The organism is Planctomyces sp. SH-PL62 (assembly GCF_001610895.1).
In the GTDB taxonomy this organism is placed as follows: Bacteria; Planctomycetota; Planctomycetia; order Isosphaerales; family Isosphaeraceae; genus Paludisphaera.
The window spans coordinates 3,842,035-3,858,774 of record NZ_CP011273.1; the positions used below are offsets into that span (position 1 = coordinate 3,842,035).

The 16,740-nt window shown below is 67.0% G+C and carries 10 protein-coding genes, 1 tRNA gene and 1 pseudogene; 6 read left to right on the forward strand and 6 right to left on the reverse strand.

What is annotated here, in order from left to right; genetic code table 11:
* Positions 1-4 precede the first annotated feature (4 nt).
* The 3 genes from VT85_RS14965 to VT85_RS14975 all read right to left on the reverse strand — a co-directional run bounded on the left by VT85_RS14965 (position 5) and on the right by VT85_RS14975 (position 6,958).
* Positions 5-2,671, reverse strand: coding sequence for a site-specific DNA-methyltransferase (locus VT85_RS14965; protein WP_068416738.1), 2,667 nt, complete (start codon positions 2,669-2,671; stop codon positions 5-7).
* Positions 2,672-2,681: 10 nt separating this feature from the next.
* Complete coding sequence (locus tag VT85_RS14970) at positions 2,682-3,770, reverse strand: Fic family protein (protein ID WP_197490732.1); 1,089 nt, start codon at positions 3,768-3,770, stop codon at positions 2,682-2,684.
* Positions 3,771-3,952: 182 nt separating this feature from the next.
* Positions 3,953-6,958 (reverse strand): BPTD_3080 family restriction endonuclease, encoded by a 3,006-nt coding sequence (locus VT85_RS14975; protein WP_068416745.1) that lies wholly within the window; start codon positions 6,956-6,958, stop codon positions 3,953-3,955.
* A 1,070-nt stretch (positions 6,959-8,028) separates the two neighbouring features.
* Between VT85_RS14975 and VT85_RS27700 the strand changes: the two genes are divergently transcribed.
* The 5 genes from VT85_RS27700 (at position 8,029) to VT85_RS15000 (ending at position 12,774) form a co-directional block, all read left to right on the forward strand.
* Positions 8,029-8,886 (forward strand): hypothetical protein, encoded by an 858-nt coding sequence (locus VT85_RS27700; protein WP_156512882.1) that lies wholly within the window; start codon positions 8,029-8,031, stop codon positions 8,884-8,886.
* Between the two features lie 297 nt (positions 8,887-9,183).
* A complete protein-coding gene (locus VT85_RS28565; protein WP_068416751.1) occupies positions 9,184-9,399 on the forward strand; it encodes a helix-turn-helix transcriptional regulator in 216 nt (71 codons plus the stop codon).
* The gene (locus tag VT85_RS14990) at positions 9,396-11,066 is read left to right on the forward strand and encodes a DUF3987 domain-containing protein (protein ID WP_068416755.1); all 1,671 of its coding nucleotides are present in this window, start codon (positions 9,396-9,398) and stop codon (positions 11,064-11,066) included. The genes VT85_RS28565 and VT85_RS14990 overlap by 4 nt, the downstream gene beginning before the upstream one ends.
* A gap of 107 nt (positions 11,067-11,173) precedes the next feature.
* On the forward strand, positions 11,174-12,358 hold the full coding sequence (locus tag VT85_RS14995) for a CHC2 zinc finger domain-containing protein (protein ID WP_068416757.1): 1,185 nt from the start codon (positions 11,174-11,176) through the stop codon (positions 12,356-12,358).
* Positions 12,355-12,774 carry a hypothetical protein gene (locus VT85_RS15000; protein WP_068416760.1) on the forward strand — a complete coding sequence of 140 codons (420 nt, stop codon included), beginning with the start codon at positions 12,355-12,357 and terminating at the stop codon, positions 12,772-12,774. The genes VT85_RS14995 and VT85_RS15000 overlap by 4 nt, the downstream gene beginning before the upstream one ends.
* Positions 12,775-13,359: 585 nt before the next feature.
* On the opposite strand, the gene VT85_RS29245 is transcribed toward VT85_RS15000, so the two are convergent.
* On the reverse strand, positions 13,360-13,623 hold the full coding sequence (locus tag VT85_RS29245) for a hypothetical protein (RefSeq protein WP_068416763.1): 264 nt from the start codon (positions 13,621-13,623) through the stop codon (positions 13,360-13,362).
* Between VT85_RS29245 and VT85_RS30030 the strand changes: the two are divergent.
* A pseudogene (locus VT85_RS30030) lies at positions 13,547-13,936 on the forward strand (tyrosine-type recombinase/integrase); the annotation flags it as partial. The gene VT85_RS29245 and the pseudogene VT85_RS30030 overlap by 77 nt on opposite strands.
* Positions 13,937-14,276: 340 nt before the next feature.
* Here VT85_RS30030 and VT85_RS15010 read toward each other — a convergent pair.
* Positions 14,277-14,349, reverse strand: a tRNA-Phe gene (locus VT85_RS15010).
* A gap of 110 nt (positions 14,350-14,459) precedes the next feature.
* Positions 14,460-16,547, reverse strand: a complete 2,088-nt coding sequence (locus tag VT85_RS15015; protein WP_068416766.1) for a molybdopterin-dependent oxidoreductase — start codon at positions 16,545-16,547, stop codon at positions 14,460-14,462.
* Positions 16,548-16,740 lie beyond the last annotated feature (193 nt).

Below are 16,740 nucleotides of genomic sequence, written 5' to 3' on the forward strand. Positions count from 1 at the left end.
AGCCCTAACGGGCGGGCGGCACGGTGTAGACCTTGAGGACCTCGTCGCCGAAGTGGTTGATGACCTTCACGGCGATCTTGCCGGTGGTCGGGACGGGGAAGGGCTGGCTGACGGCGCTGTAGAGCTTGGACCATTCGCCCTCGTCGATCTCGGCGCGGAGGGCCTTCTTGAGCTTGTCGTAGGGGCCTTCCTTGGTGTCCTTGCCGCCGTAGAGGAAGTAGGCGTGGCGGACGAAGAAGGACTGGCCGTCGTAGTCGGTGTCGAGGAACCAGCAGGCGATGTCGTCGACGTCGCCGGTGCGGACGGCGCCGGTGCCGGGGTCGAAGACGTCGACGCCGCGGATCTCGACCGTCAGCTTGCCGTCGGCCGCGGTCAGCTTGACGTCGGGCTCGCCGAAGACGGTGAACAGGTTGCCGGCCCCGGTCTTCTTCAGCAGCTCGTCGCCCATCGCCAGGTCGGGGTTCATCCGAACCGGCAGGATCGCCAGCTTGCCGAACTTGATCTCCTTGGTCAGCTCGGCGGTCTGCTCGTGGACGCTCGCCTCGAACGCGAAGGCGCAGACCAGCAGCAAATCGCAGCGGCTCCCCTTGATCGCCTCCAGCGCTGCCTTCTTGATGTCGGCGTCGCCGAGCGTGCCGAACTCCGGGCCGATGCAGACGCGGACGGCCGCGCCGGCGTCGGTCTCGCCCTCGGCGTGGATGTACTCGCCGGGGAACGGGTCGAGCCGGGCGAGCGTGATCCGCTGCGCCTTGTCCGTCCCCTTCACGCCGGCCGTGCTGAGGTTGTCCAGGATCATCTGGCCGAAGCTCGGGTTCGCGACGGGGGCCGACGCCGGCTCGGGGGCCGCGGGCTCGTCGTCTGCCGGCGCGATCGGCAGGCTGCGGTGGGGCGACAGGCTCTCCACGGTGAACGGCCCGGTCAGCCGCACCACATTCTTGTCCTCATACGGCTGGTCGTAGAGCGTCTCCGTGTCGGCGTGGCGGGCGATCGCCTGGTCGATCTGCTCGCGAGTCATCCCCTCCTTGATGTCGGGGTTGTTGGCGATGCTCTTGAGCGTGACGTGCGGCACGGTGCGATATACGAACCCCTTGTGGATGTCGCGCCGCAAGGCGGGGCCGTTGGGGTCGGACGGTGCGCCGGTCAGCTCGGCCTGCTTCTTGCGGCCCTCGGGCGAATCGGCGAGCAGGTAATATGGGAAGCGCGCAGCCATCAGCCGAGTGCGAGCCAGCGCCAGCGCGACGCGGGACGTGTCGATGGTGATCCATCGTCGTCCCCATTGCTCAGCGACATGGGCCGTCGTCCCGCTCCCACACGTCGGATCGATCACAAGGTCGCCGGGGTCGGTGGTCATCAGGATGCAGCGTTCAACAACCTTCGTATTGGTCTGGACGACGTAAACCTTCGCTTCCGTGTAGGTTCCAGTTGTCGTGTCTGTCCAGAGGTTATTGATTGGCGAAACCGGAAAGTCGTTGAAGTATCGCCGATATCGTAGGTTGCCATTAACGTTGACCAGTCGTTTGGCATTTACAAGCTGTTTAAACCCTGCCTCACCCGTCTTCCAGTAGCCTGAACTCGGCACGTAGGTTTTCCCCTCATACTGAACGGGAAATGAACCAGGCGGGCGAGACGAGGTAATCGCACCTGCCATAAAGACCCGCCAGCCGGGAGGAATGGAAGCGACATCTGACTTTTCTGTTGATCTCATGCGCCGCCAAGACTTTGCATCAGGGGACTCTATGCAGTCGTAACTGCCATCCGTCGAATCGCTTAAGTTCTTCAACGCGTACAGTGATCGCATTTTGACTTGGTCATGAGTTTTCGCGTACCACAATAGATAATCGGAGACGCCACTAAGGATTTCGCTCGACGCGCTGCTCGTCTTCTTGAAAGTAATGAGCGCACAAAAATTCTCGCTCCCGAATATCTCGTCCATTAGCGAACGAATCAGGTGGACATTTTCGTCGCCGATCTGGACAAAGATGCTTCCTGAATCGGTCAACAAGCTCCTCGCCGCGGTAAGCCGATCCCGCATGTACGTCAGATAGCTGTGAATCCCCAGCTGCCAGGTGTCTCGAAAAGCCCTGATCTGCTCGGGCTGGCGGGTCAAGTCCTCGGCCTTCGCGTCTTTGACGTCCCGCTTACGGGTGCTCACCTGCCAGTTGCTGCCGAACTTGATGCCGTAGGGGGGGTCGAAGAAGATGCACTGGACCTGGCCGCGGAGGCGTTCCTTCTCGGCGAGGCTGGCCATGACGAGCAGGCTGTCGCCGAGGATGAGGCGGTTGGTCCAGTGCTGGTCGTGCTGGTAGAACTCCAGCTTCTTGGCGAAGTCGTCCAGGCCGTTGAAGTCGGCGAACAGGTCGAGCTGGACGTCGGCGGCGGGCCGGGGGGCGGCGGCCCGGCGCTTCAGGTCCTCGACGATCGCCTGGGGGTGGATCTTCTCCTGGACGTGCAGCGGCACCGCGGGGACTTCCAGGGGCCTGGCGTCCTGCTCGTCCTTCCCCTTCCAGACGAGCTGGGGGTCGAGCGAGCGGTCGCGCTCGTACACGGCCCTGCCGACGCCGTCGTCGGAGAACGCCGCGGTCTCGCGGGTGGGGATGTTGGGCCGCCTGTCGGCGACGTGCTTGTGCGAATCGACCGCGACGGACGCGGCGGCGGGCTTCTTCTTGGCCATCGTGGCACCTTCAAGGCGTGGGAGGGTCGTCGGTGAGCGGCTCGTCGAGCAGTCGGAGGATCTCGTCGGCGCAGTAGACCCGGTTGCGCTGCTGACCGGTGATTTCGCGGAGGATGCCGGCCTCTTCCAGCGTGATGATCGTGCGGGCGGCCGACTTGAAGGCTACGCCCATCACGTCGGCCGCCCGGTTCATCGTGATGAAGGGTGACGCGAACAGCTCATCGACGAGGATCTGGGGAGCGGCCGTGCGGATCAGGCGGGAGGTGCGTTGCCGCAAGGTCTCCTGGAGGTCCTGGAGCCGTTGCACGCGGATCACGGCGTCTCGGGCCTGTTCGGCGATCGCCCTCGCGAAGAAGCCGAACCAGTCGTTCCAGGCCGCCCGCCGGCTGACGTTCAGCAGGTGGTCGTAGTATTCCTCGCGATGCTGCTCGAAGAACGCGGACAGGTACAGCAGCGGCTGCGGCAGGATCTGCCGTTCGCAGAGCATCAGCGTGATGAGCAGCCGGCCGACGCGGCCGTTGCCGTCGTTGAACGGGTGGATCGTCTCGAACTGGTAGTGCGCCAGCGCGAGCTGGATCGCCACCGGGAGCGAACGCTCGTCGCGCAGGAAGGCGACGAAGTCGTCGAGCATGGGGCCGATGGTGGTATGGCACGGCGGGATGAATCGCGCCTCGTCGAATTCGGACGAGCGGCCGATCAGGACGGCTCGGTCTCGGAGTTCGCCGGGCCGCTTCTCCGCGCCCCGGACGCCGTCCAGGAGCAGGTGGTGGATCTCGCGCAGCATCCGGAGCGAGAAGGGTTCCCCGCCGCGGATGTACTCGAGCCCATGCTCGAGCGCCCGGACGTAATTCCGGACCTCGCCCGCGTCCGAGGGGTGGGACGGCTCTTCCGGCTGGGCTTCGAAGAGGAACAACTGGTCGAGCCGGGTGATCGTCCCCTCGATCCGGCTGGAGAGCACGGCCTCGCGGCGGATGAACGGCCGGATCAGCAGGTGGGGATTCCTCAGCCGCCGACCGATCCCCGCCAACTCGCCGAGCGCCCGATCGGCGGTCGACAGGAGCGACATCAGCCGCAGGTCGGGTTCGATCCGAGGAGGCAACGGCTCCGGTCTGAACGTCCAGTGTCCCAGCACGGACCGGACGATTTGACCAGGAGCCTGAGGTGTATACTCGTCGGGTCGCAAAATCTTAGACCGCCAGTACAAAGGGCTTGTTTACCCGAACGCCCATATGGAAAAAGCAATTTACCTAAACGGCCGGTTCGGGTAAACAACGTGGTCCCTCAGCCTTCGAGAAGGCTACGAATCTCCTGTTTGGTCTTGTGCAGGTTGGAGCCGTCGATCTCGAGGAAGGCCCAGCGGCCGAAAGTCCCGAGGTTGTTCACGCCCGGCACCCACATGGTCTTCGCGGTCTGGACCTTCGCGTCCTTCTCCTTCTTCTTCTGGCCGGAGACTTCCAGGACCAGGTTCAGGAGGTCGTCGGGGCCGCGGCCGTCGTCGAGCTTCACGACGAGGTCGGGGAAGTAGTTGCCGGGGCGGCCGTCCAGGGTGTAGGGGATGCGGAAGCCGATCCCCTGGTTCTTGGCGTAGGCCCGCACCTCGTCCATCTCCTCGAGCTTCTGGCAGACGATCGTCTCCCAGTCGCTGTCTTGCGGGACGAGGTTGACGTGGCACTTCGTCGGCTCGGTCGTCCAGCAGGTCTTCACGGTGTCGAAGGAGACGCCGGCCGTGGTGCCCACGGCGTCGTCGCGCTGGAGTTCGGCCCGGAGCCGCTGCGCCCCGCCGGACGCCGCGATGATGGCCCGGTTGATCTTCTCGCAGGCCGCGTGCTTCTTCTCGCCGAGCAGCAGCAGGCCGGGGAACGTGTCGTCGCCGTATTCGACGTTCGGCGACTCGCCGTCCGGATCGCCGAGCCAGTCGCGGACGATGCCGACGAGCTGGGGGAACAGCCAGGGCTTGTCCGGGAAGTGTCGCTGTTGCAGGTGGGTGGCGAGCCGGAAGGTGACCGCCTGGGGGCGCAGGACCTTGGCGTCGCCCAGCGTCAGCTCGGCCTTCTCGCCGACGATCGGCGCGTTCAGGGTGTTCGTCGGGATGTCCTGGGTGGTCAGAACCTCGCGGTGCGTCGCGTCGAACCGCGCCGCGAGGCGGTCGGCCGGCACGTCGAACCGGTAGCCGACGACGCGGGGGAAGGTCACTTCGAGCCAGGGGGCGTCGATCAGCCGCTCCGGGACGGCTCGCACGGCCTTGCCGGGCTTCGGCGCGGCCGGGGCGCGTTCCTCGGGGAGTCCGGCGACCGGGAACCCTGTGAACGGCACGCCGAAGATGTCGGCGTATTCGGGGGCCATCATCCCGTCGTCGCCGACGGCGTAGCTCCGCCGCCGCAAGCCGCGGCCCATGACCTGCTCGCACAAGAGCCGGGTGCCGAACGCCCGGACGCCGAGGATGTGGGTGACGGTGTTGCAGTCCCACCCCTCGGTGAGCATGGAGACGGAGACGACGCAGCGGACGTGCTCTCCGAGCTTGCCCGGCTTCCCGACGGTGTTCAGCACCTCGCGCATCAGGTCCTCGTCGGTCAGGCTTTCGGCGTCCCGGCCGGGGAACCGCCGCCGATACTCGGCCTTGAATTCCTCGATCTGATGCTTCGCGAGCCGCTTGAACTCGTCGGACATGCTGTCGCCGGACTCGAGCTGCCGGCTGTCCACCAGGATCGTATTCGGCCGGTGCAGCCAGCGCTGGTCCTTCACGTTGCCGAACAGGGGCAGGGCGTCCCCCCCCGCGACGACGGGCTCGCCGTCGGGGTGCTTGTGCCCGGTCTCGTATCCCGAGACGTAGTCGAACACGGCCTTGCTGACGTTCGTGTTGTTGCAGACGACGATGAAGACGGGCGGGGTGCCGCCGTTCGCCCGCGACTCTTCGTCGGCCTCCCAATCCGCGAACTTCCGCGCGTAGTGTCCGTAGAGGCTCTTGAGCGCGCCTTCGAGCAGGCCGGGGAGGAGCGGCGGCGTGTTCGCGTCGGCGGGGCCGCGGCGCACATCCTTCAGGCCGTCGCGGATGTAGACCCAGAGGTCGCGATATTTCGGGTAGTCGCCGGTCATCGCGTTGTCGGCGACGGGGACGCGCGGGATCTTGACGATACCGGATTCGATCGCGTCCATCAGCGAGAAGTCGCTGACCACCCAGGGGAACAACGTCCCCTCCGGGTAGCCGGACCCCTTGAGGTAGAACGGCGTGGCCGACAGGTCGTACACGGCCTTCACGCCGATCTTGCGATGGATCGCCTCCAGCCCGGTGATCCACAAGCGGGCCTCCTCCGCGCGGTCCCTGGCCTCGCTCGCCTCCTCCCTCGTCAGCTTCTCCTTCACCGCGACCGGCCTGCCGCGGTAGCAGTGGTGGGCCTCGTCGTTGATGACCATGATCTCGCGGTGCTTGCCCAGGTCGTTGCAGACCCGGTTCACCATCTCGTCGGGCGACTCGGTGAAGGCGCCGGGGGTGTTGACGGTCAGCAGGCGCTTCGTCAGGCCGCCCGCGTCGCCCTTCTCGCGGAGCTTGAAGGCGTGATAGTTCGTGACGACGATCCGCGCCGTACCGAGGTCGCCGCGGTACTCGGCCGGCACGACGTCGAGTTCGCGGTAGTAGTTGTTCGGGTCGGACGGCAGCAGCACGCGGAGCCGGTCGCGGATCGTGATGCCGGGGGCGACGACGAGGAAGGCGTCGGTGAACCGGTTGTCCCGCGGGTAGCGGCGCTTGTTGAGCACCTGCCATGCGATGAGCATGGACATGACGACCGTCTTGCCGCTGCCCGTCGCCATCTTGCACGCGACGCGGAACAGGTCCGTCCCGGCCTCCTCGGCCTTCTCCCGCAGGTAGTTCTCGATCCAGACGTCGCCGTACTTCGTCTGCTTGGCCACCTCGGTGATGTAGATGAGCGTCTCGAGCGCCTCGAGCTGGCAGAAGAACAGCGCCCGGAACCGATCCTCCGCGTGCCAGTGGTCGAGCAGCGCGCGAGTCACTGGGGTGATGTCCGGCCGTCCCAGGTCGCGCCAGCTTTTCAGGAGCTGTCGGATGCGGTTGACGTGCCCGCTCTCGGTCCTCTGCTCCTCGATCGCGTCGAAAAGGGGCGTCACGCTTTTCTTCTTCGGGCTCGCGATCGGGAGGAAGTAGCTGCTGTCCCGCCGCCCGGAATCGACGATGCTGGTGATCTGATTGTCGGCGGTGAACCGAAAGTGCTTCGTGGGCTCCCTGTACGGCGAGTTGAGGATGGGGTTGGTGATGGCGGCGATCGACGACATGGAGGTCTCCGGCGAAACTCCGGCCAGCCAGCCCGGCCCGCGAGGCGTCCATTGTACTCGACGCGGCCGAGACTTCAGACTATCGGGGCCGATTCATCGGCCGCGTTCGCGCCCGACTAGGCGTGTCGACGGGGCGACCATCTCAGACCGGATGAGCCTCCGACCGTGGCTGAACCCGCGATTCCCACCCCGGTAGGATTCCGAGCGAGGCGTACGGGGTCGCAATGTTGGCGTCCTCGTCGACGCCGACCGCCACGGCCCCCTCATCGCGAAAAACGAAATATTCAAAACCTGGTTTTGGGCCGCTCGAAACTGCGGGATGTCCTCGATCCCGGCATGATCGGGATCATAGGGCGCATAGGGAGCGGCCGAAAGGGTTCGCTCGGTATGTGCGCCCTATGGGACCGACGGCCCCGCGCCGCGCGGGGCAATGGTCGCGGTCTGCCCACACCTGGCTTCCTGGTGGCGGGGGATATCAGGAGTCGGCGCGCAACCGTTTCCTGAGAACAGGAAAGAAGCAGGAAACAGTTCCACAGAACGGGGATCCCTGTGGAAACGCGGCTGATTTCTTGCAGCCCCTAAAAGGGCGGTCGGGTGAGTTTCTTTAGTCCCAAAAAAGGGGGGCTGCGATCCCCTAAAGTAGAGTTTTGTAAGCCCCTAAAAGGCTCTCCACACCGGGCGGGGAAGCCACAGGATCAGGTGCGGAACTGGTGCATCCCCTTCCCCCGCCATTCCGCAGAACCGGAAAGGCTGCGGAAACGCGAAACCGAACGCGACTCCATAAAGGGCCTGGAATCGACGCCTAGTTAGAATTTTTGTGCCTCTGACATCAAAGAAGCACGCACGCGGGCGATGTTGACGGGTGCCTTAGAACGCGACTGCGACGAATGCTCCATCGAGCCCGAACGCCGATTGGTTGCTCGGGGGGGCCAGATACGGTGAGCGTCGTGTAAAGTGATGTCGCGGGACGGTTCCTCGGGTGGCCACCTGGGAAGCCAAGCGGACCCGGCCGGGCGCGGTCATCCCCTGACGCCCCGGCCGGGTTCGGCCCGCGATCAGGGGATCACGCCATGTCGCATTGCGTTTCGTACGGCGGAGCCGCCGATTTCCCCCCGCGCGGACACCATGTCCCGAGCGAGCCCGCGAGGGTTTCAGACGATCAGGTGCGGACGGTCTGCCGTCTCGCCGCGACATGGCTGCGAACCTGGAACGCCCAGATCCGGGAGCCGGTGAGGCTTCCGGACGGGACCATCGTCCGTAATCGCATGGATCACTCGCCTGACCTCGAAGAGAATTTGGAACGCCTAGCTCATAATGCCATGGCGGAGTGTGTTATCGCGATCACCGACAATCGGTGGCGATGGTCCCCTGACGCCTCCGTTTGGACGTACATCGCTCACATCGAATGCGAGGATCGGAATCTGACTCCCACCGTGCGACGGTTTTTTCGCGCGGCCTATGACGCATTCCTCAATGAACTCGGGAGCCTGTTCCCCGAGAAGCCGCCGCGCGAAGCCTGGCGCGAGATGAAAGACGCCTTGGAGGAAACCGAGCGGGCTTTCAATCTCACGCCCCCCGCGATCCCGGTCCGGTCCCACGCCCATCCCACGGCCGCGCCCGCCGCTCCCACTCCTCCCGAGGCCGCCGCCCCGCCTGCAAACGGATCGAACGCGATCGACTGCGCCGACATCGTCGAGCGGTTGCGGAAAGCGGGGAAGCGGACTTCCGCCATGCTGGTGGAATACATGGCCGACAAGAGGCAGGCGACGGCCGCCGACATCGCCGAACGAGTCCACGACACCAGAGTGAGCATCGACGCCATTCGGAAGAATGTGGCACGCACCAACGGCTTCCTCGTGGGAATCGGCTCTCGACTTTCGTTTCGTGTGGCGTCGGACCGGGTGTTCCGGGAGATTTCACCCGAGTAGCCGAGATGTCCGCGAGATGTCCGTCGGAAGTCCGCCAGATGTCCATTTGGCGTCCGGCCTCCCCGACATACTGCCTACAGAGTCGAACCGAGTCCGCTCGAACTCTGAGGTGGATATGCCTGAACATGACGACTTGATCCCGCGACCGCCCATCGTCCGCGAGCGTCTGGCGCAAACCTGCCGAGAAGCCGCACGTCTGCGCCGCCTCTTGCGGCTGGCCGAAGCCGCCGCCCGCGACCGCCATCAGGAAGGCCCCCGGAGCGATTCGCAGGAAGCCGATGGGCATGGAGGTGGCTCATGAACGCCATCCCCCGTCCCGACGCCGCCTCGACCGGCCTGGAACCGCCGCTGTCGATCGACGACCTGGCCGCCGCCCTGGCGTGCTCGCGCCGCCTGGTGGAGCGCATGCGGGCCGCCGGCAAGATGCCCCCGCCGGACCTGCGCGTCGGCAAGATGCCGCGCTGGAAGCGGTCCACCCTCGTGCGCTGGATCGCGGAAGGGGGTGGCTCTTGAGCATCCCCGACGCCTCCGTCGCCTGGCTTCTCCGACGCCTGTTGAGCGACCAACCCATCAACGGCGAGTTGGCCGCGCTTGCCGAGCCCTGGAAGACGATCGGCGAACATCTCGCCGAACTGCCCATCGACGGACGCGGCGCCGCCTGGGAGCTGCTGTCGGCCGCCTTGCCCGGCAGGGAAGCCGTCGTCGCCGCCCTGATGAACGTCGATCCGATGGGAGATCAACCGCCCCCCGAGCCGGCCGCCGCCGATTCTTGGGGGCCGCTGCGGATCGGCGAGACGCCGGCCGTGGAAGACTTCCCGCTCGACATGCTGCCGCCGCCCGCCCGACACCTCGCGGAAGAGGCTTCGCGGTCGATCGGCTGCCCGGTCGACTTCGCCGCCGGGGCGACGCTGGCCGTCGCCGCCGGGGCGATCGGACGATCCGTCTCGCTGCTCTTGAAGCCGGGCTACTTCGCGTCGTCGTCCCTGTTCGTGGCTGTCATCGGCAAGGCGTCGTCCGGCAAGTCCCCGGCGGTGGAATGCGTCGCGAGCCCCATCTACGCGATCGACCGCGAGCTGACCGCCGAGCACGCCGCCGCCGAACTTCGGTGGAAGCGGGAATGCGAGGCGTTGGGGCCGAAGCCCAAGGCGTCGGAACTCCCCCCCCGGCCGCGTCCGCGAAGGGTCGACATCGACAACCTCACGCTGGAGAAGCTGCCCGGCCTCTTGAGCGACAATCCGCGCGGCCTGCTCATGGTCCGCGACGAACTATCCGCCCTCATGGGATCGTTCGGGCAATTCAAGGGGGGGCGTGGGACCGACAAGGAGGACATCCTGTCGGCGTGGTCCGGTAAGCGGATCATCAAGGATCGCGTCGGCGACGACAACGGCGTTCCGCTCCGTTCGCCCCATCCCTGTCTCTCGATCGTCGGCGGCACGGTCCCGGCCTCGCTGCCAGGGTTCGTCGACCCATCCCGGCCCGGCGACGGGTTCATCGAGCGGTTCTTGTTCATCTACCCCGACCCGTTCGGGGTGCCGGAAGACGAGGACGAGGACGGTGTGTCCGAGGCCGCGACTGCCGAGTGGGCCGCCTTGGTCGGGCGCCTCTGGGATCGCCCGATGAACGGCGAACACCCGCACGTCGCCGTCCTGACGCCTGACGCCAGGAAGGCCCGAAAGCGGCTTCGCACGACCCACGCCCGCGAGATGAACCACCCCGGCTTCAATCCCTCATTGGAAGCCGCGTGGGGGAAGCTGTCCGCCTACGCGGATCGGCTGGCCCTGGTCCTCGGACTCATGGAGCACGCCAGCGACCCGACCGCCGATCCCCTGGCCGTCCCCGACATCGCCGAACGCCACGTCGAGAACGCCTGGCGACTCACGGCCTACTTCAAGAGCCACGCGCGGCGGGTTCGCTCGGGGAGCGACCCGACCGGGGCCGGACCCCACGCCGCCGAAGTCAATGCGATCATCGAATGGCTTCGCGACGGCCGCCGCACGACGTTCACCGAACGCGACGTGAGACGGGCGCGGCCGTGGATCACGGCCGAATCGCTGGTCAAAGCCTTGACCAATCTCGCCAAAACGAACGCGATCCGCTCGCAGGTGGCCCCGCAAGGCCCCGCCGGACCCGGCCGTCCGTCGTCCCCCGCCTACAGCGTGAATCCCGACCTGCTGGCCTGACGGAATCGACGCAATTGACAGAACCCCCGGCTTGAAGCCTGAGGGCCGGGTTTCGGCAATTCCGTCAATTATGTCAGGCCGTGGAACTCCAGAATGGAGGCGAAACCATGCCTTCCGCTTTCACCGTCCGCGCTCCGACGCCGCGTCTCAACTGGGAGGCCATCAAAGACCGCATCGACCTGGAGGCCGTGGCCGTCGATCTACTCGGGGACCCCCCCGGCCGGAAGGGAGGAGGCCGCCTGTGGTGGCCCTGCCCGTTCCACGACGACCGCAACCCGTCGTTCGTCGTCGATCCCGACTGGGGCCGCTGGAAGTGCTTCGGATGCGGCGAGCATGGCGACGCCGCCGCCCTGGCGATGCGGCTGAACCGATCGACGTTCCCCGAGGCCGTCCGTCGCGTGGCCGAGCTGTCCGGACTCTTGCCCTCGGGGGGGAGTCATCGGCCGATGCTCCGACCGACGCCCGCCAAGGCCCCCGCGAGGCCCTCGGAGCGGCCGTCCGGCCTTCCCCCGGCCGACGCCCTGGCGCTGGTGAAAGACGCCGCCCGTCGACTCTGGGAGCCCGAGGGGGCCGCCGCGCTGGCCTACCTGCACCGTCGCGGCCTGGAAGACGACGCGATCCGCGCCGCCCGGCTGGGATACGTCGATTCCGTGGCGATCCCGACCAAGGGGGGCGACCGATCCTATCGAGCGTCCGGGATCGTCCTGCCCTGGTTCGACGGGGAGCGTCTGGCGCTGGTCAAGATCCGCCGACCCGAGGGGGAGAAGCCGAAGTACGTCGAAGCCTTCCGCGACCGTCCGAGGATCTACCCCGGCCCCGAGGCGATTCAATCCGGCCGTCCGCTGATCGTGGTCGAAGGCGAATTCGACGCCCTCTTGATGGCCCAACAGCTTCCCGACGTGGCGTCCGTGGTCACGCTGGGATCGGCGTCGGCCCGGCCCGATTCGAGCATCCTCGGGGCGATGCTGGCCGCGCCGCGATGGTTCATCGCCACCGACGCCGACGACGCGGGGGACAAGGCCGCGACCGGCTGGCCGTCCCGAGCCGTGCGGGTTCGGCCCCCCGAGGGATGCAACGATTGGACCGAGGTTCACGCGGGCGGATTCAGCCGGATTCGCTACCTCTGGGGGCGATGGCTGCCCATGTCTGTCCCCTGGGAGGAACTAGAGCCGCTGCGCTGGGGACCGGCGTCGACCGATACCGACGCCTACGAAGCCGCCGAACGACTGGCGATCCAGGCCGAGGGTGACGAACCCGACAAGACCGACCTCCTAAAAAGGAGCTTTGAATGAGCACGCGATTCCGCGAGTGGCGACCTGGATTCCTTGACGCGCTGGCCCGATGCGGCAACGTCCGCGACGCCTGTGCCGACGCCGGAATCCACCGATCGACCGCCTACGAACGCCGGGCGAAAGACGCCGCGTTCGCCGAAGCCTGGGATGACGCGATCGATGACGCCGCCGACGAACTGGAACAGGAAGCCCGTCGCCGCGCCGTCGAAGGGACCGAGCGGACCCGATTCGTCCGCACCGGAACCGACGACGCGGGACGGCCCGTCTACGAACGCATCAGTTTCCGTGAATACTCGGACCTACTGCTGATCTTCCTGCTGAAAGCCGTCCGTCCCGAGAAGTACCGCGATCGATACGACGTGAAAGCGACCGTTGCGGCGATGGCGGGCGGGCGCGAGGCCCTTGACGCGGATTGATGCAGGCGAGACAAGGGGAGGGCGGGGGACGGGACCGCTTGCGACGGCCCCGCCCCCTTGATTCGACCCTACCTGGATAGGAGCGAACCCGATGGCGAGTCTACGAAAACGCGGTAAGACGTGGTACTACCGATTCACCGACGCTGACGGGGTGAAGCGCGAGCACAAGGGATGCACCGACAAGCGGGCGACCGAAGACCTGGCCCGCGCCGCCGAGTCCGAGGCCGCGAAGGTGCGGGCTGGGTTGGTCGATCCTAGCGACCTCGCACGGAAAGAGCACGCCGCCCGGTCGATCGGCGAGCATATCGAGGCGTGGGGCGACTCCCTACGGTCCAAGGGGGCGACGGCTCAGCACGTCGCCCTCTCCGTCTCTCGCGTCCGACGCCTCGCGGCGATTACCTTCGGCGCTACGCCGTCCGAAGTCGAACGCCCTCGCACCGCGAAGCGATCCGACCTGCCCACCTACGAAGCCAGGCTGGCGGACTGGCTGGCCCCCGCACGGCTCGGACACCTGACGGCCGATCGCGTGCAATCCGCCCTGGCCGCGCTGCGGTCGGGGGGGATGTCGCTCGGATCGGTGAACCATCACAAGACGGCGGTTCGGTCGTTCGCGAAGTGGGCGTGGAAGTCGGGCCGGCTGGCTTCCGATCCGCTCACCGGGCTGTCGGGGTTCAACGCGAAGGAAGACCGTCGCCACGACCGGCGAACCATCGGACTCGATGAACTGATGCGACTGGTCGAAGCCGCCCGCACCGGCCCCCCCTGGCGGAAGATGTCCGGCCCCAGCCGGGCGCTGCTGTATCGGCTGGCCGTCGCCACCGGCCTGCGGTACGGCGAGATTCGGAGCATCCGGCCCGAATCCTTCGACTGGCGCGCCGACCCGCCCACCGTCACCGTCGCGGCGGGCTATACGAAGAACGGGCATGAGGCGACGTTGCCCCTGCCCGGCGACCTCGCGGACGACTTGCGGCCCTACGTCGCGACCGCCGCGCCCGGCGAACCCATCTTCCCCCTGACGGACGATCGCGGCGCGACCATGCTCCGCATCGACCTGGAACGCGCGGGCATCCCCTATCGCGACGCCGGGGGACTGGTGTTCGACTTCCACAGCCTGCGATGCCAGACCGCGACGTTGCTCGACGCCGCCGGAGTGTCGCCGCGAGTCGCCCAACGCATCATGCGACACAGCACGCCTGGATTGGCAGGCCGCTACACCCGGCCCCGCGCCGTGGACGTGGAGCGGGCCGCGCTGTCGCTGCCCACCTTGCGACCGGATTCCGGCCGCTCCGAGGCGTCGAATCTGGCCGCGACGGGAACGGACGTTCAACCCATCAAAAATGTCCTTGCCCACCATTTGCCCACCGCAGGGGACGGAATGGGGCGGGATCAGTTGGATTCTGTCGTGATGACTCGATCAGATGAGCGATCGAGCATAACGCCTAAAGCCGGTGGGGGACGGGATTTGGCGGTTCCCGTCGGCTCGATTCGGGGGGAAAAGGGAGTGGGCAGAGGCGGGATCGAACCGCCGACACACGGATTTTCAGTCCGTTGCTCTACCAGCTGAGCTATCTGCCCGCACGCGTTGGCGAGAGGCTTAGAATAGAGGTTCAGAGGGGGGATGTCAACATCCCGCCGGCCGAAGGTTGGAAATCGACGGATCGACGGGCGGGGCGAGGGGATTCGGGTTAGGGAGTCGGCTCGTCGATCGGGCGGATCTGGACGAGGTTGTCGAAGAAGGTGGCGCCGCCTCCCATGTCGGAGAGGGCGGAGGAGGTCGTGGCGTTGGCGTTGGAACGGCCGGGGGAGAGCTTGCTCCAGTAGATCCCGGCGGCGACGGCGACGCCGGGGCGGACGCCGCCGGTGAGGGCGACGCGGGCCTGGAAGGAGCCACGTGCGTTGAAGACCTCCACTCGGTCCCCGTCGGCCACGCCCCGCGCCTGGGCGTCCTCGGCGGCCATCTCGACGGTCGGCTCGCCGGCGGCGTCGCGGTGGCGGGGGGAGTTCGCGAACGTGGAGTTGAGGAACTGCGGGCGGGGCGGGCTCAGGAGCTGGATCGGGAACCGGGCGGCCAGGTCGGGCCGCGTTTGCGGGTCTTCGAGCGGCGGGATGTAGGTCGGCAGCGGGTCGAGGCCGTCGCGGGCCATCCGTTCGGAATACAGCTCGCACTTGCCCGACGGGGTGGGGAAGACGCCGTCGGCGAACGGCGCGAAGGCTTCGGGGAGGTTCAGCCGGACCGAGCCCTCGGCCTCCAGCCGTTCGAGCGTCACGCCGTGGAGCGTGGGGCCGCCGTCGAGAGCCTCGCGCATCAGCGTCTCGTCGTCGGGGAAGGACTCGGGCTCGAAGCCCAGCCGCGCGGCCAGGGCGCGGAAGACGTCGTTGTTCGAGCGGCACTCGCCCCGAGGCTCGATGGAACGCGGGTTGTACATCACTTCATGGTGGCCGTACGAGCCGTGGACGTCGACGTGTTCGAGCTGCGACGTGGCGGGGAGGACGACGTCCGCGTAGTCGACGGTGTCGGTCGCGAACAGTTCGTGGACGACGGTGAACAGGTCCTCGCGGGCGAGCCCCCGGAGCACCTTCGCCTGGTTGGGGGCGACGGCCGCCGGGTTGCTGTTGTAGACGTAGAGCGCGTCGACGCGGGGGCCGGGGAGTTCGCCGGCCAGGGCCTCGCCGAGCTGGTTCATGTTGACGGTTCGAGTCCCGGCGGGGGACAGGTCGGGGCGGGCGAGCCTGGCGTCGTCGAAGTTGTACGCGCCGCTGGTGGAGAGCAAGGCCCCGCCGCCGGCGTGTCGCCACGAGCCGACCACAGCGGGTAGGCAGGCGATCGTCCGCACGGCCATGCCGCCGCCGTGGTGGCGCTGCATGCCGTAGTTCAGCCGGATCAGCGACGGCTGCTCCCGCGCCAGGCGATGCGCGAACGTCGTGATCGTCTCCACGTCCAGGCCGGTGATCGCGGCCGTGCGGTCGGGAGGATAGTCGTTCAGCACGCGCTCGCGGAGAAGGTCCGCGCCGACGGTCGCGCGGGCGAGGTAGTCCTCGTCGGCGAGGCCGTCGCGCCAGAGGACGTGCATCAGGCCGAGGGCGAGCGCGGCGTCGGTGCCGGGGCGGGGCTGGATGTGCCAGTCGGAGCGTTCGGCGGTCGGGCTTCGGTAGGGGTCGACGGTGACGATGGTCGCGCCGTTCTTCTTCCGGGCCTCGATCATCAGGCTCCACAGATGCGAGTTGGTGTTGACCGTGTTCGAGCCCCAGTTCACAAGGAACTTGCAGCCCGGGACCGCGAGGGGATCGGCGCCCAGGCGTCCCCGGCCCAGGGTGTACTCATAGCCGAGCGACCCGGCCGAGGCGCAGATCGTCCGGTCGAGCTTCGACGCGCCCAGGCGGTGGAAGAACCGCCGATCGAGGCTGCTCGCCTGGAGTTTCCCCATCGTCCCGTAGTAGCTGTACGGCAGGATCGCCTGCGGGCCTTCGGGCGAGTCGGCGACGGCCCGGAAGCGCTCGGCGATGGTCGCGAGGGCCTCGTCCCAGGAGATCCGTTCGAACCGACCCTCGCCCTTGCGGCCGATCCGCTTCATAGGGTGCATCAGCCGATGGTCGCTGTACACCCGATCGAGATATCGGGCCATCTTCCGACAGAGGAACCCGCGCGTGAAAGGATGGCCCGGGTCCCCCTTCAACTCGACCGCGACCCCGTTCCGCACCGTGACCAGCATGCTGCACGTGTCCGGACAGTCGAGCGGGCAGACGTTCTTGAAGACGGTCGTTTCGGGGGGCACGCGGAAGCTCCTTGGGACGTGGCGACGGTCCCCCCGATTGTATCGAAAAACGTCCCGCCGTCTCCCAGATCGACGAATGGATCGCACTGTCACCATGGGAAGCCGCGCCGAGAGGGCGTCGAGCATCCCTGCGGGAAGGCGACTGGACGACCGTCCGGGACGCCGAGGGGGTTTTGACCTGGTTGAGGAGAGA